At 62.5% G+C, this 24,161-nt stretch carries 28 protein-coding genes and 1 pseudogene; 13 read left to right on the top strand and 16 right to left on the bottom strand.

The features are described from left to right. Positions 1–115: 115 nt before the first annotated feature. Positions 116–427 (bottom strand): hypothetical protein, encoded by a 312-nt coding sequence (locus OHQ90_RS38785; RefSeq protein ID WP_328406263.1) that lies wholly within the window; start codon positions 425–427, stop codon positions 116–118. Positions 428–839: 412 nt separating this feature from the next. On the opposite strand from OHQ90_RS38785, the gene OHQ90_RS38780 reads away from it, so the two are divergent. Together OHQ90_RS38780 and OHQ90_RS38775 are read left to right on the top strand one after the other, a co-directional pair. Then, a complete protein-coding gene (locus tag OHQ90_RS38780; RefSeq protein WP_328406261.1) occupies positions 840–1,322 on the top strand; it encodes a hypothetical protein in 483 nt (160 codons plus the stop codon). A gap of 278 nt (positions 1,323–1,600) precedes the next feature. Continuing rightward, positions 1,601–1,786, top strand: coding sequence for a hypothetical protein (locus OHQ90_RS38775; protein ID WP_328406259.1), 186 nt, complete (start codon positions 1,601–1,603; stop codon positions 1,784–1,786). A gap of 2 nt (positions 1,787–1,788) precedes the next feature. On the opposite strand, the gene OHQ90_RS38770 is transcribed toward OHQ90_RS38775, so the two are convergent. After that, a complete protein-coding gene (locus tag OHQ90_RS38770; RefSeq protein ID WP_328406257.1) occupies positions 1,789–2,316 on the bottom strand; it encodes an ArsI/CadI family heavy metal resistance metalloenzyme in 528 nt (175 codons plus the stop codon). Positions 2,317–2,414: 98 nt separating this feature from the next. On the opposite strand from OHQ90_RS38770, the gene OHQ90_RS38765 reads away from it, so the two are divergent. The 6 genes from OHQ90_RS38765 to OHQ90_RS38740 all read left to right on the top strand — a co-directional run bounded on the left by OHQ90_RS38765 (position 2,415) and on the right by OHQ90_RS38740 (position 6,401). After that, positions 2,415–2,768 carry an Rv2640c family ArsR-like transcriptional regulator gene (locus OHQ90_RS38765; protein WP_328406255.1) on the top strand — a complete coding sequence of 118 codons (354 nt, stop codon included), beginning with the start codon at positions 2,415–2,417 and terminating at the stop codon, positions 2,766–2,768. Positions 2,769–2,820: 52 nt separating this feature from the next. Beyond that, complete coding sequence (locus OHQ90_RS38760; protein ID WP_328406254.1) at positions 2,821–3,042, top strand: hypothetical protein; 222 nt, start codon at positions 2,821–2,823, stop codon at positions 3,040–3,042. A 771-nt stretch (positions 3,043–3,813) separates the two neighbouring features. Then, entirely contained in the window at positions 3,814–4,623 is an 810-nt protein-coding gene (locus tag OHQ90_RS38755) for a hypothetical protein (RefSeq protein ID WP_328406253.1), read from the top strand. 1 nt (position 4,624) lies between these two features. Beyond that, complete coding sequence (locus tag OHQ90_RS38750; protein ID WP_328406252.1) at positions 4,625–4,939, top strand: type VII secretion target; 315 nt, start codon at positions 4,625–4,627, stop codon at positions 4,937–4,939. A 14-nt stretch (positions 4,940–4,953) separates the two neighbouring features. Further along, positions 4,954–5,820 carry a hypothetical protein gene (locus OHQ90_RS38745; RefSeq protein WP_328406251.1) on the top strand — a complete coding sequence of 289 codons (867 nt, stop codon included), beginning with the start codon at positions 4,954–4,956 and terminating at the stop codon, positions 5,818–5,820. Positions 5,821–6,137: 317 nt separating this feature from the next. Then, entirely contained in the window at positions 6,138–6,401 is a 264-nt protein-coding gene (locus OHQ90_RS38740) for a hypothetical protein (RefSeq protein WP_328406250.1), read from the top strand. 391 nt (positions 6,402–6,792) lie between these two features. On the opposite strand, the gene OHQ90_RS38735 is transcribed toward OHQ90_RS38740, so the two are convergent. Beyond that, complete coding sequence (locus OHQ90_RS38735; RefSeq protein WP_328406249.1) at positions 6,793–7,131, bottom strand: ankyrin repeat domain-containing protein; 339 nt, start codon at positions 7,129–7,131, stop codon at positions 6,793–6,795. A gap of 252 nt (positions 7,132–7,383) precedes the next feature. Here OHQ90_RS38735 and OHQ90_RS38730 point away from each other — a divergent pair, with 252 nt between their 5' ends. Next, on the top strand, positions 7,384–7,812 hold the full coding sequence (locus OHQ90_RS38730) for a hypothetical protein (protein ID WP_328406248.1): 429 nt from the start codon (positions 7,384–7,386) through the stop codon (positions 7,810–7,812). A 133-nt stretch (positions 7,813–7,945) separates the two neighbouring features. Here OHQ90_RS38730 and OHQ90_RS38725 read toward each other — a convergent pair whose 3' ends face one another. Beyond that, positions 7,946–8,542 carry a hypothetical protein gene (locus OHQ90_RS38725; RefSeq protein WP_328406247.1) on the bottom strand — a complete coding sequence of 199 codons (597 nt, stop codon included), beginning with the start codon at positions 8,540–8,542 and terminating at the stop codon, positions 7,946–7,948. A 595-nt stretch (positions 8,543–9,137) separates the two neighbouring features. Here OHQ90_RS38725 and OHQ90_RS38720 point away from each other — a divergent pair. After that, positions 9,138–10,433: an FAD-dependent monooxygenase gene (locus tag OHQ90_RS38720; RefSeq protein WP_328406246.1), complete on the top strand. Its 1,296-nt coding sequence runs from the start codon at positions 9,138–9,140 to the stop codon at positions 10,431–10,433. 338 nt (positions 10,434–10,771) lie between these two features. Here OHQ90_RS38720 and OHQ90_RS38715 read toward each other — a convergent pair whose 3' ends face one another. The 5 genes from OHQ90_RS38715 to OHQ90_RS38695 all read right to left on the bottom strand — a co-directional run bounded on the left by OHQ90_RS38715 (position 10,772) and on the right by OHQ90_RS38695 (position 14,804). Further along, on the bottom strand, positions 10,772–11,542 hold the full coding sequence (locus OHQ90_RS38715; protein WP_328406245.1) for an ESX secretion-associated protein EspG: 771 nt from the start codon (positions 11,540–11,542) through the stop codon (positions 10,772–10,774). A 182-nt stretch (positions 11,543–11,724) separates the two neighbouring features. Further along, positions 11,725–12,879 (bottom strand): WXG100 family type VII secretion target, encoded by a 1,155-nt coding sequence (locus OHQ90_RS38710; RefSeq protein ID WP_328406244.1) that lies wholly within the window; start codon positions 12,877–12,879, stop codon positions 11,725–11,727. A gap of 14 nt (positions 12,880–12,893) precedes the next feature. Beyond that, positions 12,894–13,373, bottom strand: coding sequence for a hypothetical protein (locus tag OHQ90_RS38705; protein WP_328406243.1), 480 nt, complete (start codon positions 13,371–13,373; stop codon positions 12,894–12,896). A 34-nt stretch (positions 13,374–13,407) separates the two neighbouring features. Continuing rightward, the gene (locus OHQ90_RS38700) at positions 13,408–13,977 is read right to left on the bottom strand and encodes a DUF3558 domain-containing protein (RefSeq protein WP_328406242.1); all 570 of its coding nucleotides are present in this window, start codon (positions 13,975–13,977) and stop codon (positions 13,408–13,410) included. 695 nt (positions 13,978–14,672) lie between these two features. Next, positions 14,673–14,804, bottom strand: coding sequence for a hypothetical protein (locus OHQ90_RS38695; RefSeq protein WP_328406241.1), 132 nt, complete (start codon positions 14,802–14,804; stop codon positions 14,673–14,675). A 629-nt stretch (positions 14,805–15,433) separates the two neighbouring features. On the opposite strand from OHQ90_RS38695, the gene OHQ90_RS38690 reads away from it, so the two are divergent. Next, the gene (locus OHQ90_RS38690) at positions 15,434–16,087 is read left to right on the top strand and encodes a hypothetical protein (RefSeq protein ID WP_328406240.1); all 654 of its coding nucleotides are present in this window, start codon (positions 15,434–15,436) and stop codon (positions 16,085–16,087) included. 873 nt (positions 16,088–16,960) lie between these two features. On the opposite strand, the gene OHQ90_RS38685 is transcribed toward OHQ90_RS38690, so the two are convergent. The 4 genes from OHQ90_RS38685 to OHQ90_RS38670 all read right to left on the bottom strand — a co-directional run bounded on the left by OHQ90_RS38685 (position 16,961) and on the right by OHQ90_RS38670 (position 21,261). Then, entirely contained in the window at positions 16,961–17,263 is a 303-nt protein-coding gene (locus OHQ90_RS38685) for a hypothetical protein (RefSeq protein ID WP_328406239.1), read from the bottom strand. Positions 17,264–18,076: 813 nt separating this feature from the next. Beyond that, entirely contained in the window at positions 18,077–18,985 is a 909-nt protein-coding gene (locus OHQ90_RS38680; protein WP_328406238.1) for an alpha/beta hydrolase, read from the bottom strand. Between the two features lie 588 nt (positions 18,986–19,573). After that, a complete protein-coding gene (locus OHQ90_RS38675) occupies positions 19,574–20,581 on the bottom strand; it encodes a HEAT repeat domain-containing protein (RefSeq protein WP_328406237.1) in 1,008 nt (335 codons plus the stop codon). Beyond that, entirely contained in the window at positions 20,575–21,261 is a 687-nt protein-coding gene (locus tag OHQ90_RS38670) for a HEAT repeat domain-containing protein (RefSeq protein ID WP_328406236.1), read from the bottom strand. The genes OHQ90_RS38675 and OHQ90_RS38670 overlap by 7 nt, the downstream gene beginning before the upstream one ends. A gap of 341 nt (positions 21,262–21,602) precedes the next feature. Between OHQ90_RS38670 and OHQ90_RS38665 the strand changes: the two are divergent. Together OHQ90_RS38665 and OHQ90_RS38660 are read left to right on the top strand one after the other, a co-directional pair. Further along, positions 21,603–21,764, top strand: a pseudogene (locus OHQ90_RS38665) (IS1380 family transposase); the annotation flags it as partial. Then, positions 21,764–22,063 carry a hypothetical protein gene (locus OHQ90_RS38660; RefSeq protein WP_328406235.1) on the top strand — a complete coding sequence of 100 codons (300 nt, stop codon included), beginning with the start codon at positions 21,764–21,766 and terminating at the stop codon, positions 22,061–22,063. The pseudogene OHQ90_RS38665 and the gene OHQ90_RS38660, both read left to right, overlap by 1 nt. Positions 22,064–22,344: 281 nt before the next feature. Here the strand turns inward: OHQ90_RS38660 and OHQ90_RS38655 are convergent, their stop codons facing one another. The 3 genes from OHQ90_RS38655 to OHQ90_RS38645 form a co-directional block, all read right to left on the bottom strand. Continuing rightward, positions 22,345–22,830: an NUDIX hydrolase gene (locus OHQ90_RS38655; RefSeq protein ID WP_328406234.1), complete on the bottom strand. Its 486-nt coding sequence runs from the start codon at positions 22,828–22,830 to the stop codon at positions 22,345–22,347. A gap of 9 nt (positions 22,831–22,839) precedes the next feature. Then, positions 22,840–23,283, bottom strand: a complete 444-nt coding sequence (gene aac(6'), locus OHQ90_RS38650; RefSeq protein WP_328406233.1) for an aminoglycoside 6'-N-acetyltransferase — start codon at positions 23,281–23,283, stop codon at positions 22,840–22,842. A 404-nt stretch (positions 23,284–23,687) separates the two neighbouring features. After that, positions 23,688–24,080 carry a hypothetical protein gene (locus tag OHQ90_RS38645; protein WP_328406232.1) on the bottom strand — a complete coding sequence of 131 codons (393 nt, stop codon included), beginning with the start codon at positions 24,078–24,080 and terminating at the stop codon, positions 23,688–23,690. Positions 24,081–24,161 lie beyond the last annotated feature (81 nt).

Genomic DNA, 24,161 nt, shown 5'->3' with positions numbered 1-24,161 from the left:
CTCGCATTCCCGTCGCCACGACAGGTCCCAGGCAGCGCGTTGGAATCATGATGGTCTCCAGCGCTGTGATCGCGGTCGCGGTATTCGGCACTACCCAACGAATTGCATCACTCGATCAAAGACCGCCGACCGCGAGCGACATCGATATCGATGGTCGTTCCAAACCTGTATCGATCACGCGTGTTTGCAGGTCGGTGCGTGGGGCGAGCGGGGAGGCGACGAACTGCTCAAACGTAATGTCGAAATCTTCGACAACGACCTCCCCACCGCGATCGTTGAAACCGGTGACGCTGTCACCGTCGACCTGGCCTTCCTCCGGGTCACCTGTACCAAGCTCGGGCAGGGTGCCGACGATGCCGACCGGCTTTTCCGTATCCCGGATCCGGACGCTCAGAAACTCTGGCAGTCGTTCCTGTCCCAGGCTCACGGCGCCAGCGAAGACTGTCTGAAAGCAATCGACAACATGGGCGGCCTCGGCCGGCCAGGCCGTCAAGGCGACCCATCTGATCCTCTCGCGCTGTCACTGCCGGCGCTATTTCGAGCACGTTCCTCCTTCGTCGCCGTACTCGCACGGATAACCGAAGACGTCGCTGCAGGACTTCGACAATCGTGAGTAATGAAGCGCAGGTGGAAGAACCGCCCCAGCTCCACCCGCGACAACGCCGGGAACCGGCCGTGCACTGGTCTGCACACAAGCCCGGTCGTTCAGCCGTCGAGGCAGTGGTCGGAACGCCACCTGGCGCCTTCATGTACCTCCGGCGCCCATGAGCCGCAAACGGCCTCGTGCGAGCATCGTGGCGGTAATGGCGGGAGGTACTTCTCTGTGAGACAGTGCCGTCGTGGCCAATCTTCCTTCTCAGCACCCGCCCAATCCCGAGGCGCTGTATCAAGCTGTGGCGGACCGGCGTCTTCAATACGAGAACCTGCTCTGGCAGGTGCCCGCCGTCAGTATGACCGCCCAAGCTTTCTTGTTCAGCGTCGCGCTGAGCCAGGGCATCGACCCTTTTCCGCAGATTCTCGCCGGCATTCTCGCGTTGAATGTGTCGGTCATCTCGATCATGCTCATGGCTAGCCACCATCGCGCCGAAAGCCGGGATGCTCAGTGGCTGGAGCAATTTGAGCAGCAGGAACTGGGCGCGGGCGCTTGGAGCGCGCACGGCGCGGCATTCCGGACGCAGTACATCGCAGATCCCGACGCCGGCTGGGTAGACAACCTGATACACCTGAGGCTCGTGTTCCAGGTCTGGGTCATCGGTCTCGGATTGTTCGGCTTCATAGCCATCTTGATGATTGTGAAGACCCTGATAACTCTCGCCCTCTGACTCGGAGCCCACTCCACACCGGTGTCGCTGGCGACCGTTCCACATGAACCACCGGAGGTGTCGAGGTGTGAAGGCTTGTTTCGCATGGCCCGTGAGCGGAGAAGTCGGGCAGACTTCGCCGCTCACGGGCCACAACGACCAGCGGTGGTTCGTGAGCTGAGGTGTTCTCCAGGTGGATTCGCGACACCATGCGGTACCAGGGTGCGATCACGCGGCAAGGGTCACCTGGAATTCGGCTGCCGTTCTACACACCGTCGGGCCGAACGGTGGAGAAGGTCGTGACGATCGTCAATCGGAAAGACATGTTGGCCGCGCTACTGCACTGGAATCTGGTGTGGCGCTCGGCCGCCGAGAACGAGCGGATTCGCGCGCTGGCCGACGTGATCCGCGAGCTCGGTCCGATGACTGTGAGCGCAGGCAGCAGAAAGGCCCGCTCTGCGAGGACCAGGCCTATCTGCTGGTGATGTCAGCCGCAGCAGCCGGCTCCGGAGGCTACGGCTGCGCTCTTGGCCTGGCTGCCGCAGCACGCGCCCTCTTGGGCCGCTTCCTGCGCGGTTCCGCAACACGGGCTTTCCGAGGCTTCTGTATTCGCGGCGTTTGCGGTGGTTTGCGGTGCGGTGCTGAAGGTTTCGCTGTCTGCGAGCACTGTGTAGACCTCCCATCGCTCGCCGCCGGGCGCGGTGACCCACACCTTGTCCTGGGTGGCGAAGCAACACGTCGTCGCCATCTCTTCCTCGGTGAACACTCCCGCTTCCGACAGTCGGGCGATCTCGGCGTGCACCTGCTCGCTGGACTCGACTTCGACGCCGAGGTGGTTGATGCTGCCGCCCTTACCGGGGTTCTCCAGGAGCACCAGCTTCAGCGGCGGCTGCGCGATCGCGAAGTTCGCGTAGCCCGGCTTGCGCTTGGCGGGTTCGACGCCGAACAGCGTCGAGTAGAACTTCACCGCCACGTCTACATCGTCGACATTGAGGGCGAGCTGGATACGAGACATGATGACCTCCACCTTTGAGACGTATATCGAATTGCTTGGGATGCCACGATCGTGCCCACCTTTTCGACATATGTCAAGACCCTCGGTAGTGTGGGGTCATGCCGAAAGCATTGCCTGTCATCGATGTGACCGCGCCCATCTGCTGCGCCCCGGTCGCGGCCGGGCCGGTCGACGACCAGGCCGCCCTCGAAGTAGCCCTGCGCCTCAAAGCCTTGGCCGACCCCGCGCGGGTCAAACTCATGTCACTGCTGTTGGCGAAAGGTGATCAAGCCACCGGGCGGCTCGCCGAGGTCGTTGGGCTGTCGGAATCAACTGTCAGCCATCACCTCGGCCAGCTCCGCACCGCCGGGCTGATCGAGTCGACCCGGCACGGCATGAGTGTCCAGCACCGGCCGCTGCGGAATGCGTTGTCCGCCTTGTGCATTGTGCTCGACCCGAACTGCTGCACCTGAAGAGCGCTGCCGAGTTCCGCACCGATCGCGGCAATGCCCTGACATGGTCGTCGTGACCCGGCCGATCGACCGGCGGCACCGAGCGTTGCGCGGCTATTGTGAGGGCATGGGCGTCATCGGTGAGCTGTTTCCGGGCCAGAAGCTGGCCGACGAGGGCGGCGAGGACAGCGACGGGCAGACGCACCGCCCTCGATTCGACATAGATCTGGACACCGGCGTGGCCAGGGTGCCGAGGCAGGTTGCGCCGCAACACACGGACGAAACAACCGAGTAGCCCCCGATCGAACCCCGGTAGGAAGACTTCCATGTCGCCTGAGCCGGGTTTGTTTGCCGGAACGGTTCTGTCGACCGTGTAGAGCGCGCTGAACGGTCGCTGATCGAGGAAGGCGCTCGTGCGGCCGCACGCCGAGATCCGGGGCCCTGATCCGCCGAGCCCCGACCGACCCCCAACGACTCATCACCTTCGATCCGGTCAACCGTCCCGGCGTATCCGCGCTGCTGACCACGGCCGCACTGTGTTCCGGCCTCGATGAACCAGTTGGCGTGCGCGATCCGCAGGAACGTCATGTGCCCGGCCGCGCCGCGGGCGCCGCGTAATGCCTTGCCGTCGAAGGCGATCACCCGCCGACCGTCGATGGCTCTGGTACGCCACCACATCCACGCGCCGAGTGAATCCGGTGCGCGAGGATGCCGGACACCCTCGGCGGTGGCGCCGAGTCGACGGACGAGGTGTGGGCAGAAGGTGATGAGAATGCTGGCGCTGCAACGATTTTCACGACAATCCGTAATTGGTATCTCGATCATTGATGCGCTGAAGCCGTGCCCGCTCCAACGACACGCCGATACCCCCAGGTCGCACCATCAGGCGGCGGACTTCGACTCCGTCCTGTAGGTCATCCCGGTTGACAATGCGAATAGCAGCCGACAAAATAATCGTTTGCCGGGCCTAGGCCGGGCTGTTCTACGCAAACGGGGGTGTTATGTCGAGTCCGACGAATAGTTCGCTGCCCACGCTGGCAGTCCGTTTCTGTCGCGAGGTGTTGCCATGACGAACGGGGGATGGTTCAACCATTACGACGACCCGGACGAGTTCTGGGACGACGAACCCCTGCCGATTGAGAGGACACCTCTCAATCCCTCCCCCTCTCCATCGCCTCCGCAGAATCCTTCTTCGCCTCCGCAGAAGGTAGTCCCTACTCCAAAACCTGTTGAGCCGCAGCCCTGGACTACAGGTCCGGTGTCGAAGTCTGCTGGCGCAGAACGGCTGCAGAGCGGGGTGGGTTCCTCATTTGTCGCTGTGCAGGTCGATGCAGGACTCTTGCCGGTACATGTACAGCTGAGCCCCCAGTGGCACCGCCATGTGGACGGAAGTGAGGCTGGTGCTGAATTGATGCGCGCATATCAAAAGGCGATTGGGATCTACCTGGGTGAAACCATTAAATCCGGGAAATATTTTAGCGGAGAATTTCGGCACCCGTCCGCACCTCCTGATCGACGCACTGTGTTGATGCTTTTGCTCGAAACAGCAAGCTGGGCTGATTACCGCGAAACTCAAACTCGCATTTACGCTCGGAACGGTTTCGAGGTGCACGGTCAGGCGCAGATTCAGAACGAGCCGGTTACCTCGATGCGCGCGAACTGGTTTCAGGTGAAATCGATACGGATATGGCCAGATTGGGCGCGACGGGCCGATCCTATCCAGATTGTCGATGAGGTTCTCTGCTGCGCGAATCGAGTCCGCGAACTTCGCCCCACTTTCAAAATCCGGGGCGATTATTCAAGATATTCAGACGAGGATCTTGAATATCAACATCTTCAACATCGTGAAAATCTAATAGAGGAGCTGGGGGTCTAACATGGCTGCACCGTCGAAGGATGCGATCTCAGTTGCGGTGGCGCAAGTGCGTAGCGCTGCAACCAACTGGGACGAAGCGGCGGCTGCCTTGGAAGAGGCACGAAAAGCAACCGAGAAAGCAAAATTCGAAAAGCTCGAGGCGGGTGTATTTGCGCTTGCTTACGACAAATACAAAGACGCTCCGGATTTTGTGCGCGATCGCATGGTGGAGGGCATAGCGGTATTCAATGAGATTGCTCAGACTCTTCGCCAAGTGGCGGACACCTATGAAGCCGAGGATGAGCGGTTTGAGCACGAGATCCGTAATCTCTACTGAGGTAGCGCCGAATAATGAGTGAAGATAAGAACCCTCAGACACGTACGGACCTGGGTACGAATATCGAATCCATCAAAACCAAGGCGGCAGAACTTGGTAAAAAACCCGATTCGGTCAACGATGCCTTTGGGGATATCGTAAAGTCTGTTCGCATTTCCGGCTGGGGATTCTTCGGTATCGCCGGTGGGCTCAGCGCCGAGGCGGTCGTCGATAGACTTTGGGATGAGCGGGATGAAGTACAGAAACACATCAAAGATGCCGGCACCAAACTAGAGGAGCTAATCAAAGGTATCGCAATTCCCGTAACGTTCATAGACTACGCCAACACGTGGCGCGATATTGGAAGTGCCATTACTAACGCGGGAACGCAGATCGGTGAGACTTCGCTGAAAGCTCATTGGTCCGGCATTGCCGCAGAATCATACGATAATTCCCGAACGCGGCAAGAAAGGCCGTGTACACCGACGGCGCTCCCGGCGTCATGTGAAACAATAGCGGCAGCATTGGAGGACGTCGCCGTAAAAACGCTGGAGCTTTATCGTGAGATAGTTGAAGCGATTCTCTCGCTGATCTCCAGCATTGGGGAAATAGTTGCTGCTGCCGAAACAGGTCCTGCGGCAGTGTTCCAGACCGCGGCTATCGTATCAGCCATCGGCAATGCATACAATGCGATTGCCCTGGCCATTGGAAGTATAGCCTCGTCGGCCCAGAACAGCATTATCAATGGAAACAAGATAGCTCAGGCTAGCTCGGATATCGACGGCCTGCCGGACAACAAATGGCCGCCAATGGCCGTCAACGATTCCGCCAAATTCGATGACGCGACCGTCACCGACGGCACAAACAAGTGGTCGGTAAATACGGATAGACGGACACAGTAACCGACATTCACTGAAGATGGGAGCGGCGATTGCGTTGGGCTGTAGGATGCTCGATTTGCACGACTGCAGGACTGATATCCATCGTGCTCATGTCTGGGTGCGGAATAACAAGCAAAGATCCTGTACAACAAAACTCTAGCCACGCCCTTCGTGAGCAGTGTGATAATACGCTCGGCTTCTTTGGAAAAGACCTCGGAATAACCGATGTGAGTATCGAGTATGGGTCCGACAAACCCGAAGGGCTAATAGAGCGAGGAGCTACATGCACCATAACGCAGGCATCCTTGGTGGGGGTGGGCCAAACACGGCTTCGACTGATGTTGCCGAGTGAGACGGATCCTCCTCTGCTCAAAGACGACCCGAGCTATATTCCCCAAACTGGGTACGACGAGAAAGTATGGCTGAAGCGCACCGACGATGCGGTTCGTATCGCCACCAAGGTTGACGGTTGGCAGGGCACACTCACCATCAACACGGGTCTGATCAAGGCCAAAAGCGGTGAACCAAAGTTCAAAATCACCGACCAGCAGATCCGTAACGCATCACAATTCCTGATTGGTTTGACCAGGGAACTCGGGTAGCGAGCCCTTTTCACCCTCCGCTGAGAGTTGTTGTCGCCGTTGAGGATTAGTGCGGTGTGTCGCCAGCGTGAATGGCGAATCCCCTAGTAGGACAGCTGTCGACCAAGACTGCTGAACACCAAGGGCCTCACATGCTTTTCTATCGGTCCGCGCTGCGGTTGTCATGACCTGAACAATGGGTTCGGTTCCCTGTCGGTGCGCGTTGTCAATCATCGGTGCACAGTCAGGTCGTGCACGCGCATGCTCGAGAGCCACACCAATCACGACGGTGGGCAGCCGCATGAGAGAGCACCCCACCGGGCACCTGGACCAAATCCTGGCCGGGATCGGATCCTGACACCAGTGTCTAACTGGCCGATGAGCGTGCTCAGGCAACCCAGCGAATCGGTGTTCATGCTCCGTGTCGATGATTGATGTGCCTTTGGAGCAGCTTGATCGCGAGATCGTGGCGGTAGGCCGCCGCCATGTCCATCGGAGTACGCCCGGCAGGGTCGGGCAGGCTGGGATCAGCGCCGAAGGCCAGCAGTACCGCGGTCAGGTGAACGCTCAACGGTTCACCGGTCTGTGCGGCGCCATCTCCCTCTGCATCGATGGCGTGTGTCAGCAGCGTCATGTCAACAAAGACTTCATCGGGATCACTGCCCTCGGCCAGTAGGCGAGCCAGCCTCGCCACATCGAAGTGCTCGACCGCATGATGTGCCGGAGTCCAGTATCCGTGCTCGTCACTCACCAGAACAGTCAACCCGAACCACCGTCCTATGTTGGCGATCGGTTCACGAAAGCACGCTCATGCCGCTGGTCGCGCGGTTGGCGAATGTCCGCTTCTGCAGAATTCCGGTTGTTCTCATCGGTCTTGCTGCCGACTCGTCGGAGCCCGACATGCCACACCGACGGTCGATCGCGGCACGGTAGGACGGCATCCGTACGGCCGCTGCCATCATGTGGGGTCCGATCAGGCAACTCGACGAAAAGGGCGGTATCGGTGCAGATCACAGGTGAGCACTCCTCGGCTTTCCTGCAAAGGTTCGTCAACTTCTACGACGGCGTCATTGTTGGAGTGGATATTCGGGCCACACTTGGAAAGCTTGCGACGGTAAGGCTGGATATCCAGGCGATGGACACCACAAGGCCAGTGCGTGGCCCCCTGGTCGGCGCACGGAAGTCCGAGTGGTGCCAGGTACGGCTGACCGTCCACGGTGTCAGCGAATATCGGTTCCTGGAGAGCAGGCGATACCCGTATCGAGTGCTCTCCGATGGCTTGGCTGTCGCGGCGTCACCGACCGAGTTCGTCCTCGACCTCGACCCTGGCCCCGACGACTGGAATCCTTCACAGGTGCATCGCCAAGGCAACTATTCCAAGCAGTACGTCGTAGGTGAGCGAGGCGATTACGAGGTATCGGACATCCCATAATGCCGCGTGGCGCGCGGTCAGCGGATGAGATCTGCTGCTGCAGCTAAGGACATCCGCACATGCCGATGTGCGATCGGGTTCCGAGTCACTATCAGCCGAGGTTCTCCGAAAGTGATCGAGCAGGTCGCTCGGATCAGTACTCCCAGGGGTCGCGGCCCGCCTCGTATGCGGCTGCCTCGTCCTTGTCGTGCAGGAAGCGCGGGTCCATGTCGTCCTGGAGCGAGGTGTCGCTGATCGGCCAGAGGTGCCACTGGTTGCGTAGGAGCTTGAGCAGGAACTCGGCCATACCGCACGGGTATACCGTCCACTCGAGATTCCCGCGTGTGTAGACCGCGACCGGCCATTGGTCCGGGTCCGGATCTGTGGTGATCCAGCACAAAGTGTCGGCCGCGGCTGTTCCGCCCCAGATGAGTAGGTCCTCCAGCCGATACCGGCCCCGGTCGGCGAGTGCCCACCGGTTCACTCCTTCGTCGGCGAGCGCTGTCTCCGAGAGCCTCGAGACCTTGAGCATCTGTGACTCGGCCGAAGAGACGGCGGGGGTGAAAACAACGACCATCTCCTCGATCGTGCCGCTGCCGAAGGCTGCGACGAAGGCTCGGTAGTCGGCCGGGAAAGAGGTTCCGTAGATCCGCTCCGCCGCACCCCAGTCGATAGAGTCCCCGCACGTCGGCCCGATGCATGACAGCACTCTGGTGAGACTCGCCATAGCAGCGGGCTGATCCTCACTCACGCTCCAGTTCCCATCGGGTTGGGGCCGTCCTTGCTCATGTTGTGGCATCGTTCCTTCAACCTGTGCGTCTCGTTTGGCGAACTGCATCCGCCTGATTCTCGGCGAATGCTATGGCACCGCTACGACATATCCGCCGACACGAATGCGACGGAACCGGCTTGTGTCTGATGGCCTTCCAATTCCACAGGCAAGCCGCTGGGGGCTGGCCCGCCGTCGCGAAGACTTGGCCGATGTGGCTCGCGGGATCTCGAAAGACAGAAGCGGGTCTAGCGCCACAGCCCGGCCGCTGCCGCTCGAGCATCGGCAGTCGACGCCACCCGGTCAGCCCCGAGTGAACGCACGATAATGCCGCTGGGCGCGCTGTCCAGCCTCGATGTCCTCGCCGCTGGACGTGGTCGGGAGCGGTTCGAAACATCTGTGTAACGAACTATGAGCGGTGCCAACATCCGGAAATGCCGATTTCAGGGTGTTTGCAGGAGCGTGGACACGATTTCGGCTGTACCGATGAATTTTGTGTGGATCCGTAGTCGATACGGCTGGATACACCGACAGCGGTGGGCCTGTGCTGGGACCGTTCCAGTGCGGGAGGAAACACATGGAGGCAATGATGAGCGTCGACGACTCCGAACAGGAGCACACGATCCGGACGGGCGAGCAGGGGGCGCGGGTGAGCGGTACCAGGGTGTTGGTGGCGGGGGCGAGCATCGCGGGGCCCGCGCTGGCCCATTGGTTGCGCCGGTGGGGGGCCGAGGTGACCGTGGTGGAGCGGGCTCCCGAGCTGCGTCCGGGTGGGCAGGCGGTGGACGCGCGCGGTGTGGCCAAGGAGGTCATCCGGCGCATGGGGCTGGACGCGGCGGTACGCGCGGCCTGCACCGAGACCATCGGCGCGTACACCGTGGACGTGGACGGGAACGTGCTGGAGACCTACCGTGCCGATGACGACGGTGGTGACGGGTTCATCGCGGAGATCGAGATCCTGCGCGGGGACTTGTCCCAGGTGCTCTACGACGACACCCGGGACGGTGTCGAGTACATCTTCGGCGACCGGATCGCCGAGCTCACCCAGGACGCGGACGGGGTCGACGTGGCCTTCGCGGGCGGCGACCGGCGGCGTTTCGACCTGGTGGTCGGGGCGGACGGGCTGCACTCGGCGCTACGAGCCATGGTCTTCGGGCCGCACGAGCGGTTCGTCCACCACCTCGGGCACGTGCTGGCCTTCTACAGTGTGCCCAACGAGTTCGAGCTGGACCGCTGGCTGATCGACTACCAGGAGTCGGGGCGCTCCGCCGGCTTGCGGCCCATCCAGGACGCCACCCGGGCGATGGCCATGTTCTCCTTCCCTTCGGCCGACCTCGACGTCGATTACCGCGACGTCGAGGCCCACAAGCGCCTGCTGCGCGAGCGGATGGCCGGCCTGGGCTGGTTGACCCCGGGCATCCTCGCGCACCTGGACGACACCCCGGACTTCTACCTCGACCAGGTCGCCCAGGTGGTGATGGACCGCTGGTCGAGCGGACGGGTGGGCCTGCTCGGGGACGCGGCGTTCAGCTCGTCCCCGATGTCCGGGCAGGGCACCGGGCTGGCCCTGGTCGGCGCCTACCTGCTGGCCGGAGAGCTGGCCGCTGCCGGGTGGGACCCGCAGGCCGGGTTCGCCGGCTACGAGAGGCGGATGCGCTCGTTCGTCGAGGCCAACCAGGAGATCGGCCGGTTGAACGCGCGCAGCCGCGGCGTCTCTGGGCCGGACGCCGAGCCGAGCATCGATTTCGACAGCGAATGGTTCACCGAATTGGTCGAGCGTGCGATCCACGGCGTCGAGCTGCCCGACTACGCAGGGGTGCCGGACTCCCCGGCCTCGGCCGGACCGCCGATCACCCCGTCGGCCAAGCCGTAGGTGTCACATAACGTGTCGAGAGGGACGACGCTTCGGTAGGACACCGCCGGACGACGTCCGCTCATGTCGCGTTTTCTACTGGTCGCGACGACGGCAGGATATCGCCAGTGTTCAGCTGCCGACCAGTTGGCGCGTGACGAGCGTCGATCATCAACGAGTCACCGAAACCTACAGGTCATGCCTTGGATGTCACTTGCCGCGTGCCTACCGGCTTGATGCGCAGCTGGAGCCCTTCGGCCGTGGGGTGGTTCGGATTGATCAGCGATCGATTGACAGGGTGCTGGACACTGCCGTTCTCCGGGTATGGCCCCGTCGCCTCCGGGGTGCGGTCTCGTCGGCTACCAGCGGTCTTCTTCGGCTTCGCGGAGACGTTGGGTGACGCGGTCGATCCAGTCGCCGAAGTGCGCGGTGAGGTCGGTGGGGGTGGTGGGGCGGACGGTGATGTGCTGGCCGCGGAATTCGGTGTAGCGGCCGTCGTCGCTGATGTCGTGCCATTGCACGGTGTGCAGTGGGTCGGTGAGTTTGTTGACCGGGCCGGTGTAGAGGAGTGCGGATCCGCCGCCGTCGGCGGGGCGATGGAGCAGGCGTTGGTAGCGCTCGCGGGGGGTGTTGCGGCTGATGCTTTCGAGGTGGCCGTTGGGACGGCCGTACAGGTCGTCGGGGTGGAAGGTGTCCGGTGGTTGCGTGCCGGGTTTGCAAGGTGGCAGGGCACTGGACAGCTGCGCGGTCAGATGGTCGACGGGGAACAGGCGGCAGCGGATGGGGCCGATGAAGTCGCCGAAAGTGGCTTGGGCCAGCGACATGGCGCGGTGGTCGTTGCGCGCGCCGACGACGCGGTACACGCGGATTCCGCCCTTGGGGTTCTTGTGTTGGGTTGTGCCGCCGAAGATTTCGACGCGCATGGTCGAGGTGGTCAAGGTGTGCAGGGCAAGTTGGATCTCTTCGAGTTCGTCGCGGGAGTAGCGCTCGCGCACAGTGACGCGGTGGGCGTCGAAGTCGTCGCGGTAGGGGAAGCGACTGGTGAAGCGGAGTGGATTGGGGAACCGGTCGTTTGCGGGGCTGAACCATAGCGCGGCGAAATCGTCGGGCTCCCAAGTCCATTCAGCCATCTAGAGATTCCAATCGGTCGTGCGGGGTGGGTTTGTGCGGGTCCGCACTCGGCGGCGGGGAGCGGTGCTCCGGTTTCATCGGCGGGTGGTTCCGCGCTGCGCAGGGTGCGCGCGGCCCGTTTCCGCGCGGGTCATTGCTGCCCCGCGCGAATGCACCGCCGAACCGGATACCTGGGCGATGGTCAGCTGCGTGGCGGCGGGGGTTCGGGGTCTGCGCCGATTACACCGCCGGGGATGGTTCGTGCGATTTCGCCGATCAGTTCCGCCGTGTTGGCTTCGTTGATGAGATAGTCCGGTGTCTGGTGGGTGTTTTCGTCATCGGACTTGCCCTTGCCTGCCCCGGCACCCATGCCACCCATGCCTGGCATCCCCGTGCCGCCTGCGAGTCTGGCCGCTGCGGCTGCCGCTGGATTGGTACCGGTGGGTGTGCCGGGAACGCCGGGGACGCTGCGGCCAGGGCTCGGCGTGCTCGGCTTCCCGCTGCCGCCAGGAGAGCTGGGGAGCCCGCTCGGGGTGCCCGCGGGCGTGGTCGGGGTGCCGAGTTTGGATGGGTCGAGCGCCGTGGGGGTGGTCGGCGTGGTCGGAGTGCTGGTCGGGTTTGTCGAGGCCGGGTTGGTCCCGGCTGGGTTGGTGTCCTGCGAGGACGGCTGTTCGGTCGACTCCTCGGTTTTCTTCTCTTCTTCGGTTGTCTTGCTGTTCGGATCTGTCGGATCGCCCGTTGTGCCAGGGGAATTGGGGCTTCCCGTACCGCCGGGTGTGCCCGGGCCGTTGCTTCCGGGCGCGGTGGGACCGGAGATGTCCAGGGGATTGGTGGGGTTGAGTGCGGTGGGGAGTACCGGGACCCGCCCATCGAACTCGGCGAACTTTTTCACGTAGTTTTCGAGCATGGCGTTGCGAGCGCCCGCGGTTGCCTCGCTGCGAGTCTTTTCTTCCTCTGAGGCACGCGGTGGCCATACGTTCGCGGTCCAGGAGTGGTGGTTGGCCTCCGGGATCCCGGTGGCGACGCTGCGGATCGCGTCGGCGGCGGCCTCCATGTCGTTGGACATCTGGGTGATCAGCGGGGTCAGCTCGTGGGCGTCTTTGACGTAGCGGGTGATTGCGTCTTTGGCTTTATCCGCGGCGGAGCCTTCCCATGACTCGGCGATCGAGCCTTGGACCGAACGGGCGAAGGTCTCGAGCCCCTGGTCCCAGGATGTGGCCGCATTGGAGTAGCTCATGGCGGCATCGTGGGCGGGTTTAGGATCCAGCGGCTTGAACGCTTCCTCGATATCAGTGCGTTCCCAATGGAATACGTTCTCCCCGCGCGGGGGGATTTGGGAGGACTCGTTGCCGGTCAACGGTTCACCTTTCCTTACAGTCCCGGCCAGGAGAAGATCTTCGGCGTCGCCGGTGCCTGCTGCGGCAGGTTCGTCTCGAGGTCGTGGTATCGGGCTGCCTGGTCGGTGTCGACGCCGGTGATGCGTTCGCGGACGGTCCGGAACAAGGTCTGGAAGTCTTCGATGACCTTGTAGTGCGACTCCAACACCTTGTAGATGTTGTTCGGGTTCTGCGTGCTTTGGGACTTCTCCCGCCAACGCTTGACCATCGTCTTGCCGGACACCAGATCACGTTCGCCCTGCGGGGTGAAGTGCTCACCGAGATCCCATTTATCTTGGTTAGAGATGCGGGTCATCGTTGCCTGGATGTCGACGATCTGGTCCTTGAAGTATTCGCAGTCGCGGTCGATATAGACGAATCTCTCGAGATCCATCCGCACCGTCAGCCGTCCCTCGCGAGCCTCGGTGATGAGGTTCGCCAACGGGCTCGCTGAGGTCTTGTCGTCATTTGCCATGGGTCCCCTCCCAGTTCGGTCCGTGAATCAGTGATCAGGCAGTCGTGGGCAGACTGGGCACAACCTTCTCCGCCAAGTCGCGAGCCAAGTCGCACGAGTCAAGGCTTCCCGTGCTGGTCGATTTCGGGTTGTTCAGGTTGAAGTCGAGGCTGCCGCCCTTCATCTCGACATTCAGAGTGCATGCCTCTTTGATGGACGGGCCCTCGAACTGGCGTGTCGAGATCGCCCGCCGACCGTTAATGGTGAACTCGGTGGCCTCAGGGAAGTTGCGGCTGCGAATGAGATCGATCGTGAGATTCGTCGTGCGGATGCTCACCCCATAGCTGCTTGACCGCACCCATTGACAACCGACCCATCGGACCCCGCCCCCCGCACTGTCGGTGACGGTGTGCTGGTTGTGCAGCTTCTCTGAGTCGAGCACGCTTTGCGGGACGTCCTTGCATGGGTCGTAGCTGCGCGGCGCATCCGCCGCCAGCGATGGTCCCGTGTTTGTTGGGGTCGATGGCTTCGCGTCCCCGCCGGTCGATGGCCCACATCCCGACAACAGGACAACAGCCCCGACCGCAAACGCGGCACCGAGCAGTGTGTTTCCCCTGCTGGTCATGTGTTCCTCCCGGTCGCCGGCTGTATCGATGACATCGATCAGGGCCGGCCCGGCTCCCCGCCCCCTGTTCAGCTGGATTGACCGTACCGGCCGGTCAACCAGCGTGCAACCGTCCCCGGGCGGGTTTCGGCGAAGTAGGATGCGTGCTCTGCGGACGCGGACCGCGATCCGGATGCCTTCCCAATCAAGGCATTTCGAGATCGGTTACGGCGCAATATATGTGGAACTTCATTCAAGAGTTCAGTGCATCGATGCCCTGGCCTGGACACTGAACTGTGTCCTCGTCGAGCCAAGTTCTGCGATTCTATCAGCGAAAAGGTCAGTGTTCCGACGGGATCTCAATACCACTAGGGCAGGGTCGACCCTGACGATCAGGACCCTGAGGTAATCAATCTGCTTGATCGTGGGCCAGCTCGACTTTGGGGCTGGGCCGTTCGTCTAGCCCACTGCGCGCAGTGGGCGTCGCGCTCGGCTTTGGGCTGGGCCTTGGCGGCGGATTGCGATCGGTGCCCTGAATCGCTTCGATCCAACCCCCGCCGGGCGTCCTAAGCACGGCCTGCCACAACACAGCGGCGAATCACTTCCCCTTCGAGTGCTCCATCATCAGCAGTAGCAGGGTCGCACTCCACGCCCCTGCCATCGTCAGCGTCGGCAGTTCAACCGCTGTTGCGGGGTCCCCACCCTTCCGCCGCATCTCACGCAGAAGCGGTGCCGACTTCCACATCCGGGTCGGGTTCGGTGGGTTTCGGCGGTTGGTTGGGCTTGGGTCTATTGGTGCGCCGCTTCTTCGTGTCGCGGAATTGTTCCTGTCCGCGCTGGTCGATCACGATGCGCTCCATGAGTTTTCGGGTAAGGGCTTCAGAGCCGTCGTAGACGACTTCGATGGCGCTTTCGCGGATAAGGTGCGAGAGACTGGCGATGCTGCCTCCGGTTCGGTCGTGCAGGTAGCGCTAGTGGTAGCGCACGAGGCTCCCTGGTTTGTGCGCGAATAGCAGCAGGCATGCTTTTCCATGCGGGCGACGACTGTTCGCCACTCCTGGATGTGATCTTGGGTGGTGATGGCGAACAACGGTGACGGGGTAGGTGGGGTCGTCGTTGACGCGGCGTCGCCGCGGTCACGCCTGTATGAGCTGGTGGAGGGCAGGCATTCGAGGCGTACGCTATTTCTCCTTGCGCGCCCAAGATTCGGATCTGGCTACGCTGGCGAACTCCGACATCGGCTATCGGTGAACTACGACGTCGATGAGCGAGACCGAAATCGCCTGGTATGGGCGAAACTGACGTCGCCGGCAACCGCGTCCTCATCGAAGAAGTGGTGACGGGCGACCGAGCACCAGAAGAGGTGGCCCTCCCGCATGCGACGCCCACCGTGTCATCCAATTGCGCTGGGCGGCAGGCACGGTAGGGTCTGCCGTGTCATTCGGGGGAACCTGGCCCCGACGCGTATCGAATGGTTGTGACGATCTTGATGGATGCACGAGGGCTTTGCGTAGTCGCGGTGAGCGTGGCGGCTGTGGCGGGTGGGCTGACGGGATGCGGGTCCGAGGCTAAGCCAGTGGAGACACCTCTGTTCAGCGGTATGTCGGATTCCTGCGCAAAACTGGCGGCACCGGCCATGGACGCCATTCGGCAATCCACTGGCAAACTCTTCAGTGCGGACGTCGCGTTCGAGGATGAGGGCAACCAGCCCGCGTCGGAGCCCGGCCAGTTGGTAAAGGTCTGTGGCGCATTATATCTGGCCCCGCCCACACACGTCGGGACCCAGTTGATCAATGCGGCGGAACGCCGCTTCATCACCTTGACGTTCTCGCTCCATTCCGACGATGATGCGGTCGCCTCCGCCAAGCACCAATTCGGTTTCGTCCGTGACCAGGTCAAAGGCCGCGCGACCTCAGGCCTCGGCGACGAGTCACTCGAAGGTGCAAACGGAAGCTTCAAGGTCACCCGCGCCATCACCGCCTTCCGCAAAAGCAACGCGGTTGTCGACGTGGCTGTTTCCGGATTGGACAGTTCCAGCAAGGATGTGGCAGTTTCCGAACTCGAGCCCGGATCACGCGCGATCGCAAGGGCATTGGCCGACAACATTGGCGCTGCCCTCAACCTCGAGTAGCCCTCCGCCGAGCCACAGCTGAGCCAGGCCAGGGCTACGGTGGTGGGCCCCAGCTCATGTTCGGCGCGGTGTGCCACTGCGGCGCGGCGGGTTTCCGAGTGACAGTGCGCGCTCAGCACCTTGCCGAGTTTCGACGCGCCCCTGCCTGTTACCGGCGGGCATGGCGAAGCCGGCCAGTCCGATCCAAGCTCCGTCAGTGCACTTCTCTGCACCTGGCAAGCAGATTCGCCGAATCGGCCGCAGCTCACTGTAGGACGGCCGCACGCAGCACCAGCTTGGACGCGGTTGGCAAACGCCCTGTAATCAGCGTAAGGCGTTTTGTGTCAAGCGGTTCCACTAAAGGAGAAAGATCAGGGGTAGGGAGAAGCCCACTCCTACAGCCAGGAGAACCGTCAACACAATACAAATGCTCACAGAGACCAGGACGGGCCGAGCCATACTACGCACGAATGCTCGACCCCCATCCTTTTTCCCGGCGGAGACCCCCGCCGCGACGAAAACGATCGCCCCGGCGAGCATCATGACAATGATGATGACTTCCAGAATGGTGTTCACAAACCCTCGCCTCCAGCGCACGAGCTTCACATGCCTAGAAGCGCTGAGTAATCAGTGTAAGGCGTTTTGTGTCAAATGATTCGGTCGGTGCCCAGGTCTGTCGTCGTCTCTGCATAGCGGCCCTCAACGAGTCGGGACTTCTGGTGTCCCGTTATGTGGCACTCGGTCGACGACGACCGGATCTGGTGGATCGACAACGCGACGGAGCGACTGCAAGAAATCATCACCCCACGCTGGCCGTCGGTCGCGGCCCCGTGCCTCGGCACGCTGGTCTGTGACGACGCCGACTGCCACAGGGCTGACAACGTCTCGTCAGCGTCACGGCTGATGCGGGAACGAATGCAACTCATCGAACCGGTTCCCCAGCACCGTGTAGGCATCCAGCCATCCGCTGCTGGCGGCGATCTCACACAGCGGTCCGGTCGGCAGGAATAGGAATGAAAGATCGGGTAACCGGCTCAGATCTCCCTGCCCGATGCGCCGGGCATGATCGGTGAGATCATCGACGAGCTCTTGTTCATCCGAGTACCGAGATTGCCAGATCAGCTCCTGCGGTACGCGTTTCACGATCGCCAACACCTGATCGAGGATGCCGACGATCTCCATCGCGGCCGACTTCATCCCGCCAGCATGCCATGTCCGGACCGGACACCGTCCGCCTGACAACCGATCGGTGTGTTCAGGTGCGAGGGCCGAGGTCAGCGCTCAGGCGCAGGAAGGCCACTCGGTGGCGAACACAAACTCATCCTTCGGGAGTGATCGGATGAACTCGCGCAGCCGTAGATGGTAAGGCCATTGGCTACCGGCCTTCGAACTCATTGGACTCACCCGAAACAGCGGCCATACCAATTGTTTCCATGTCGCGCGGCTATGGCCGCAGAGGCACAGCGTTCAGCTGCTGCCCCCGCCTCCGCAGCCCCCGCCTCCGCAGCTGGATCCCCCACCGCCGCAACCTGATCCCCCATCGGAAGTATCGCTGCCGCCGTCGAAACTGTTGCCGCCGCTGGACGCCCCCCACGCTCCCCGCCTGCGCCCCCGCCGCCTCGATGCCTTTTTCTCGTCCCTGCGGACTCCCCAGGCCATCAGTACACAAAATACGACCAGACTCCCTAGACCCCAGAGAATCGCGCGCATCGAGTCGGCGAACACGATGACGATCACAGCCAGAATCGCCACGATAGCTGCCAAAGCCGAAGCGGGCTGTGCTCGAGCTCCCATCCCGCTAGTCAACGCGAGCTCCGCCGATGACTCGAGACCCTGATTGTGTGACGTTTGGACACCAGGCATCCGGGGAAGCGGCGCGCACCACATTTGCTGCATGCCCGGCGTTCACCGATGTGGTAGGCCGGTCACCGAATTCGCGCCGCTGTCGATCGATCACGACTGCCCTGTGAACCTCACTCAGAACCGAAACCCCGTTGGTGACAGGTTCCGTCAGCGCACGCCCAGCGCATCGAGGATCATCGGACGCGCCGTCGCGAGCGCTTGCTGCCAGTAGGGCCAATTGTGTGTTCCGTTGACGATGTCGACGCGAGCGGCGATTCCGAGCGCTGTGAGTCGATCACGGAACATTTGGGTGGCAGTTGTCGCCATCGCCTCGAGGCTCATCGCGTTCACCGTGTTGCCGACCCCGTACGGCAGGTCGAGCGGGCCGGGCACGCCATTGCCCGTCCAGACGTACATCGGCAGTCCGCGCAGCAATTCGGCCTGCACAGTGGCATCGTTGCGGGTCCAGGCGGGGTCCTTGGCCGGACCCCACATGTCGTCCAGATTGAAGTTGCCTTCGTCCCACATGGCAACGCGCATCGCTTCGTTCCAGAGCGGATACGTCGGATGCACGAATCCGGAAAAGGATCCGGCGAACTTGAACTGGTCGCGATGGTGGCCGGCCAGCGTCAGGGCGGCGTTGCCGCCCATGGAGGCCCCGACGATGGCGTTGTTGGTTCGCGAAACGCCGTGTTGTTGCAGGAATGCGGGCAGCTCCTGGGTGAGGAAGGTCTCCCATTTGTATGTCGTCGTCTGACGGTTGGTACTACTCGGCCGGTACCAGTCGGTGTAGAAGCTCGAGTGACCACCGACCGGGAACACCAATGTGACGTTGTCGCCTGCGAACTGGCGCAGCGCGTCGGTATCGGTCGTCCACTGATTGTGGTCGGCGGGCGCACGGAAACCGTCGAGCACGTATAGGGCCGCGCTTCCGCCGCGGCGCGCCCACTGCACCTGAACTTTGATCGGCCCCATGCCGGACGGCACGAAGAGCTCCTGGTAACCGCCTGCCGGTGTCCGCAATATCGGTGCGTGGACCGGTGCGGCGGTAGCCACCGCCGCACCGGTCGACGACATCAGCGCAGCTGTTGCTATGACAGCGCCGGTCTTCCGCAGCCAACCACGAATTCCCCGCTGGTCCCCAGATCGCGCTGCTCGACCCACCCCGTTACCTCCTCTTTGTTCCCCGGTCGGTGACCGAGGAGACCCGAATTCGACTGCTGCTCAGGCCAAGTCGCTGTCCGTGCGCTTGCGGTCCCGTCACGCCCCGGTGCGGAAGGACCATCATAGGTTGTGCCGTGATCGCTCTCGAGCCGCCGTGAACGTGCAGCGCACGGGTGAGCTTTCGTCAGCGTGTACGTGCGCTCGAGAAGATGCTGTCCCGAATGTGGAGTTGTTGTAGTCACAGAAATCGTCAACTCTGCTGTCACGCTCCTCCTTCATACAGTGGCTCGAACGCTGTCCTCACCAGTGGGGAGCGCCGCCCGGCATTTCGAGGTCACGCACACGGATCCGTGGCAATGGCTCGAGTAGAGGTCCGCGGCAGGCGCAGTTGGTTGTCGGCCTCGGCTGTCGGGACACGGACGAGGTCTCGGTCCCGCTCTCCTTCGAGTGAGATGACTTCGATGTTCCTCGAGCCTGGACCCGTGCCGGGTCCTCCGAAATCTATAGGCGTTCTTCGAGCAGTTTCACGAGGGCCGAGGCCATGAGGGCCACGGCCCTATCATCGTCATGGGCCAGTTGCCGCAGGGGAGTGAGCGCGATGGTCCCCGGCATTTCGGCGAGTGCCTGTGTCAGCCGCATCCGCACCGCCGAATCCGCTGTGTGGGTGGCGAGTTCATCGACCACCGCACTCATGATCCGGTCCGCCCACTCGGCGTCGTGTGCCAAGGTTCCCAGTATCTCGGCTGCCTCGACATCGTTCGGGCCTTCGACCACGGTGTCGACGAGCGTCGGCACAGCTCGGGTCACGCCCCGCGCACCCAGTGCCAGAGCAGCATGTCTACGGATCGTCGTGTCCGTATCCTCGAGCGCGTCCGTGAGCACTGCGGTCGCCTCGTCGCCGGGTAGCTCGGCGAGGGCCAGGACCGCCCGCCGCCGGATGGCGATGTTCTCCGAGCTCATGGCGGGTATCAGGCTTGCCACACCGCCACCGCCTGCCCTCGTGAGGGCCCACCTCAGGGCCCCGGCAACGTTCGGATCGGATTCGATGAGGACCGCCTCTGCCAGCAGCTCGGCGGGCATCGGCAGATCCTCGGCCGGGGCCAGGACGGCTTGCTGCCGCCGCGCGGCACTCGGCGATGCCAGTCCGTGCAGGAGCTCGACGATGCGCGCGACGTCCTGCCAGCTGGAGGGCTCGGCCGTCTCGACCGTGCGCAGCCGCTCGAGTAGCTCCTGCTCCCGGTTCAGTCGTTCCTCGGCTTTTCGGATGAGGTCGCCGACCAATGCGGACGGGGTGAATCCGGGATCGTCGAGAGCGGATCCGATCTGGCGCAGTGACAATCCCAGGGATCGCAGACCCTCCACGTGGAAGATCCGCCGGATGTCTTCGGCAGAGTATTCCCGGTAGCCACCGACGGTGCGGCCTGTGGGGCTTACCAGCCCGAGGGAGTCGTAGTGCCTGAGCATCCGGGCGCTCACCCCCGAGCGGCGCGCCACCTCACTGATCAACACGCAGTTGCCTCCTCCTGGTCCGGACCGAGCGCGACGACCCGTCGTGCCTCATCGACAGCGAGGTCGAATCCGGCATCCGGGTCGTGCAGCAGCCGCCGCGTGGCGCTCGCATGCGCATGCACCGCCGGGTCGTGACTTGCCATCGCCGCCTGCAGGATCGGCTCGATCACATCGCCGAGCGCGACGAGGGCACGGCTCAGACTCAACCGTACGTCCCGGTCACCGCGCCCGAATTGCGTGGCCAGTTCCGTGGCCAGACCTTCCTTCTCCCCATCGGGCGCGAGAACGACGGCAGCGCGCCATGCGCTCCGCGCGACCTCGTCGTCGGAATCGTGTAGCAACGACCGCGTGATTGCGGGCCACACGTTCTTGTCCCCGATCTTCGACAGCGTATGCAAGGCCTGGCTTCGAGCCTGTGCGCGTTCGGAACAAAGTTCCGCGCGCAGTTTCGGAACCGTAATCTCCGACGGGAGGCGGGTCAGCGCCCACGTGAGCATGTCGCGCACGAAGAAGTCCGGCTCGACCGCACACCGTTCTACGAGCACATCGACGAAACCGGGTAGGGGATGCGTACCGATTGCCAGGGCCGCCTTCAGCCGCGTCGACGAGTTCCCAGCGGCCAATGCGTCGAGCAGCCGCGTGTCCTGTGAATTCCTGTGTGTCGAGTTAATGGGGACCACCTCCGACCGCCAGTGAAGGCCTTCTCACAGTGACAATGTCAAGTTCACGGGCAAGACGCCAGGATCCGCCCCGGCCATGCGCGCCCTCACGAGCCCCATCGGCCCCGGAGCTGAACGACACCGATGACCAGCAGCTACCGAACTTCGTTGTTTTTGCGCGGTTACTACCGGAACCCCGTGAGTTGGGTTCTGGGGTTGTAGAGCAGTCCAGTCGCCGTAGGGGAATGTTGTGGCGTGCAGCCCATCTGGCCAGGGTGGACCGGTTGTGCCGATTTCGTGGGCGAGGTCGGCCGGGGATCGGCCGACCGTGATGCATAGACCGATCGCGGCCGTCGGAAAGGGCGACCCCGACGTTCAAGCGCGGCTTCGGCTTCCACCCGTTGTGGGCGTTCATCGACCACGGCCGGGCCGGTACTGGTGAGCTGCCATGCCTGCGGCCCGGCAACGCCGGGAGAAATACCGCCGCCGACCACAAGCGGGTCCTGCATGAAGCTCTCTGCCAATGCGGAACCTGCCGTTCCGCAGCTGCGACGCCAACCGCGTCTGGCTCGCGCTCGTCACGCTCGCACTCGACCTCACAGCCTGGATGCAGACCCTCGCCCTCACCAACCTTCCAGCCCGCCGCTGGGCTAGAAAATCCTACGGCTGCGGCTGTTCTCGTTCCCCGCCCGCCTGGCCCGACACGACCGCCGCGTCCACAACGATCGAAAGGGCATCACCGTGCCTGTGGAACCCGGCAGCACGGCTCACCGCCATCATCCGCTACGTACTCGACAGTCACCCGCCAACAGCGTTGAACTGACGAGCCAACATCCCGCCAGCATCTGAAAGTCCGCCTGGAGTATTAGTTCTCCGTAAGTTGCTCGGGTGAAGTACGTGAGTTCACGGTCCGTGAACTCACCGAGCAGGGAACCCACGGCGTTTCGTGCATCCGGCCGTAAAACGTCGGCCGGTTCCAGCCCAACCAGTTTCGGAACGAGACTGCATCACGCCGGTGTCAGCCCGTCGACAAGTGCGATAGGCGGCCAGAGCGCTGTGATCATCACCCACTTGATGGTGGAATTCAGTCGGGCAAGCCCTTGATCACAGCCCGAGATCCAGTGGCTGGTCCGGTACTCCATCCTTGATCAACTCGGCCAGTGGGCCCGCGAGTTCACGCGGACCGAAGAGATCCGGGCCGTGGTAGTTGGCGATTTCGGCCAGCCGCCACCACCGAAACCCCGTGATGTTCTCGGCGGCCAGCTCCTCGCTCGACAGTGCACCGTTTGGATGGAAGGCCGCAGTACGAACGAGGAAGTAGTCCTGGAGCGCACCGTCATACCCGTGCAGATAGCCGGGCTCGACGACTTTCCGACGCCACGCGTGTGGCGGCATCCCGGCGACCACGAGGCCGATCTCCTCGTGTAGCTCGCGGCGCAGGGCCGCGCGCGGTGTCTCGCCGACTTCGACGCCTCCCCCTGGAGTCGCCCAGACCACCCGCTCCGGAAGGGCGAACCTGCACAGCAGGATGCGGTCCTCCTCATCCAGAACGATCGCACGGGCCGAGTGACGCAGGTTCAGCGAAGGCATGGGGACACGTCACATCATCTTTCGGTAACACACAACACGTTCGCGTTCTTCGAACCCCAAGGCGGCGTGCATTTCCTGCGCGTTGACGTTGCCCAGCAGGGCATCAGAGCCGAGTTCGGTGCAGCCGTGGCCGCGACCCCATGCCTCTACCGCCGCGCACAGCGCCCGGGCTACTCCTCTTCTCCGGTGGGTAGTGATCACGAAGAGACCCTCGAGGAACGCGACCGGTGAGGTGTCGCAACCGTTGACGTAGTCATGGCGCAACGTGACTTCACCGAAGCCGACTGCGGCGCCGTGCTCGTCGCGAGCCAGGAATGCGGACGCAGAGGTTGAACCGTCGTATTGCTCGCCGACGTCGGCGCGATGCTCGGCGACAGAGCTGTCCGGCCACAGTTGTGTGCGCAGGACGGCCAACTCGTCCAGATCGCCTGCACCGCAGGCATGTATATGCATGACCGAACGGTATTCCCGACTGGTGGTCGTCGCAACGGATTTTCGCCACTAGGAGTCGAGTCATGGGCACCAGATCGATCGCCGCAACGCTCAGAAACTCGCCGACACAGCCACACTGCCGGAGTTCAGGTGGGCGGATGTTCCCGTGTCGCCCCGACCGGACGCTCCATCAGCGCGCGGGCGTTTATCGCGTACGTGATCGCGGTCTTGTCGCTGAGCCTATATTTTAACGGTTCGATCTCCCCAGCTGTCTGCGTCAACTCTGGAGCAACTTCGGTGAGTCAAAACTTCGGTACTGTCTCAAGGAGATCGACGTCTACTTTCAGCTCCCTCGCCACTGAAAATCACTCCTTAACTGTTCGGCTTCTGCATTTCTGGGACGGCCGTAATCACTGTCCATCTCATTATGGATCTACAATTTTCCAGATCGCCATTTCGGATTCTGCAGGTGCCGCGCCATTCCACGGATGGTCCTGGAAGTTTTCATCGGTTAGAAGCGCTCGATACTTTGGTTTCGCTGCGCCTAGGTTAGTAATGTCCACTACCGAGATTCGCGACGCAATTGTAGTCTTCTTGAGAAGGCGCGCGATATCAGTGGCGACCGGACGTAGATCGCCGGGACCGGCCGACGCTGCCACATCGAGGCCAACGGTAACCGATATTTTGCCCAGGTTCTCGCTCCTGTCAGTTGTGTATACCATGAATAGGCAAGTTCCTGACGGAAAAGAAAGTTTCGCAATTTCCGCCGTCAAATATTCCTCGTCCGCGTTCTGCGTTTTTCTGGATTTCCAGTTCACGCACGGAGCGGAAGCAACTGTCGACACCGCTTGGGAACTAGAACTCGGCTGCGCAGTTGGCGTAACATAGTTGCTTGAACC

The organism is Nocardia sp. NBC_00403 (assembly GCF_036046055.1).
Lineage (GTDB): Bacteria > Actinomycetota > Actinomycetes > Mycobacteriales > Mycobacteriaceae > Nocardia.
The sequence above is the reverse complement of the archived record's forward strand: the minus strand, read 5'-3'. Positions and strand labels throughout refer to the sequence as shown.

Coding starts and splice junctions, on each gene's coding strand:
- OHQ90_RS38770 (WP_328406257.1), bottom strand. CDS start 2,316: ATGTCTCGTATCCAGCTCGCCCTCAATGTCGACGATGTAGACGTGGCG.
- OHQ90_RS38765 (WP_328406255.1), top strand. CDS start 2,415: ATGCCGAAAGCATTGCCTGTCATCGATGTGACCGCGCCCATCTGCTGC.
- OHQ90_RS38755 (WP_328406253.1), top strand. CDS start 3,814: ATGACGAACGGGGGATGGTTCAACCATTACGACGACCCGGACGAGTTC.
- OHQ90_RS38750 (WP_328406252.1), top strand. CDS start 4,625: ATGGCTGCACCGTCGAAGGATGCGATCTCAGTTGCGGTGGCGCAAGTG.
- OHQ90_RS38745 (WP_328406251.1), top strand. CDS start 4,954: ATGAGTGAAGATAAGAACCCTCAGACACGTACGGACCTGGGTACGAAT.
- OHQ90_RS38740 (WP_328406250.1), top strand. CDS start 6,138: ATGTTGCCGAGTGAGACGGATCCTCCTCTGCTCAAAGACGACCCGAGC.
- OHQ90_RS38720 (WP_328406246.1), top strand. CDS start 9,138: ATGGAGGCAATGATGAGCGTCGACGACTCCGAACAGGAGCACACGATC.
- OHQ90_RS38715 (WP_328406245.1), bottom strand. CDS start 11,542: ATGGCTGAATGGACTTGGGAGCCCGACGATTTCGCCGCGCTATGGTTC.
- OHQ90_RS38705 (WP_328406243.1), bottom strand. CDS start 13,373: ATGGCAAATGACGACAAGACCTCAGCGAGCCCGTTGGCGAACCTCATC.
- OHQ90_RS38700 (WP_328406242.1), bottom strand. CDS start 13,977: ATGACCAGCAGGGGAAACACACTGCTCGGTGCCGCGTTTGCGGTCGGG.
- OHQ90_RS38685 (WP_328406239.1), bottom strand. CDS start 17,263: ATGAAGTCGGCCGCGATGGAGATCGTCGGCATCCTCGATCAGGTGTTG.
- OHQ90_RS38680 (WP_328406238.1), bottom strand. CDS start 18,985: ATGTCGTCGACCGGTGCGGCGGTGGCTACCGCCGCACCGGTCCACGCA.
- OHQ90_RS38660 (WP_328406235.1), top strand. CDS start 21,764: ATGCGGAACCTGCCGTTCCGCAGCTGCGACGCCAACCGCGTCTGGCTC.
- OHQ90_RS38655 (WP_328406234.1), bottom strand. CDS start 22,830: ATGCCTTCGCTGAACCTGCGTCACTCGGCCCGTGCGATCGTTCTGGAT.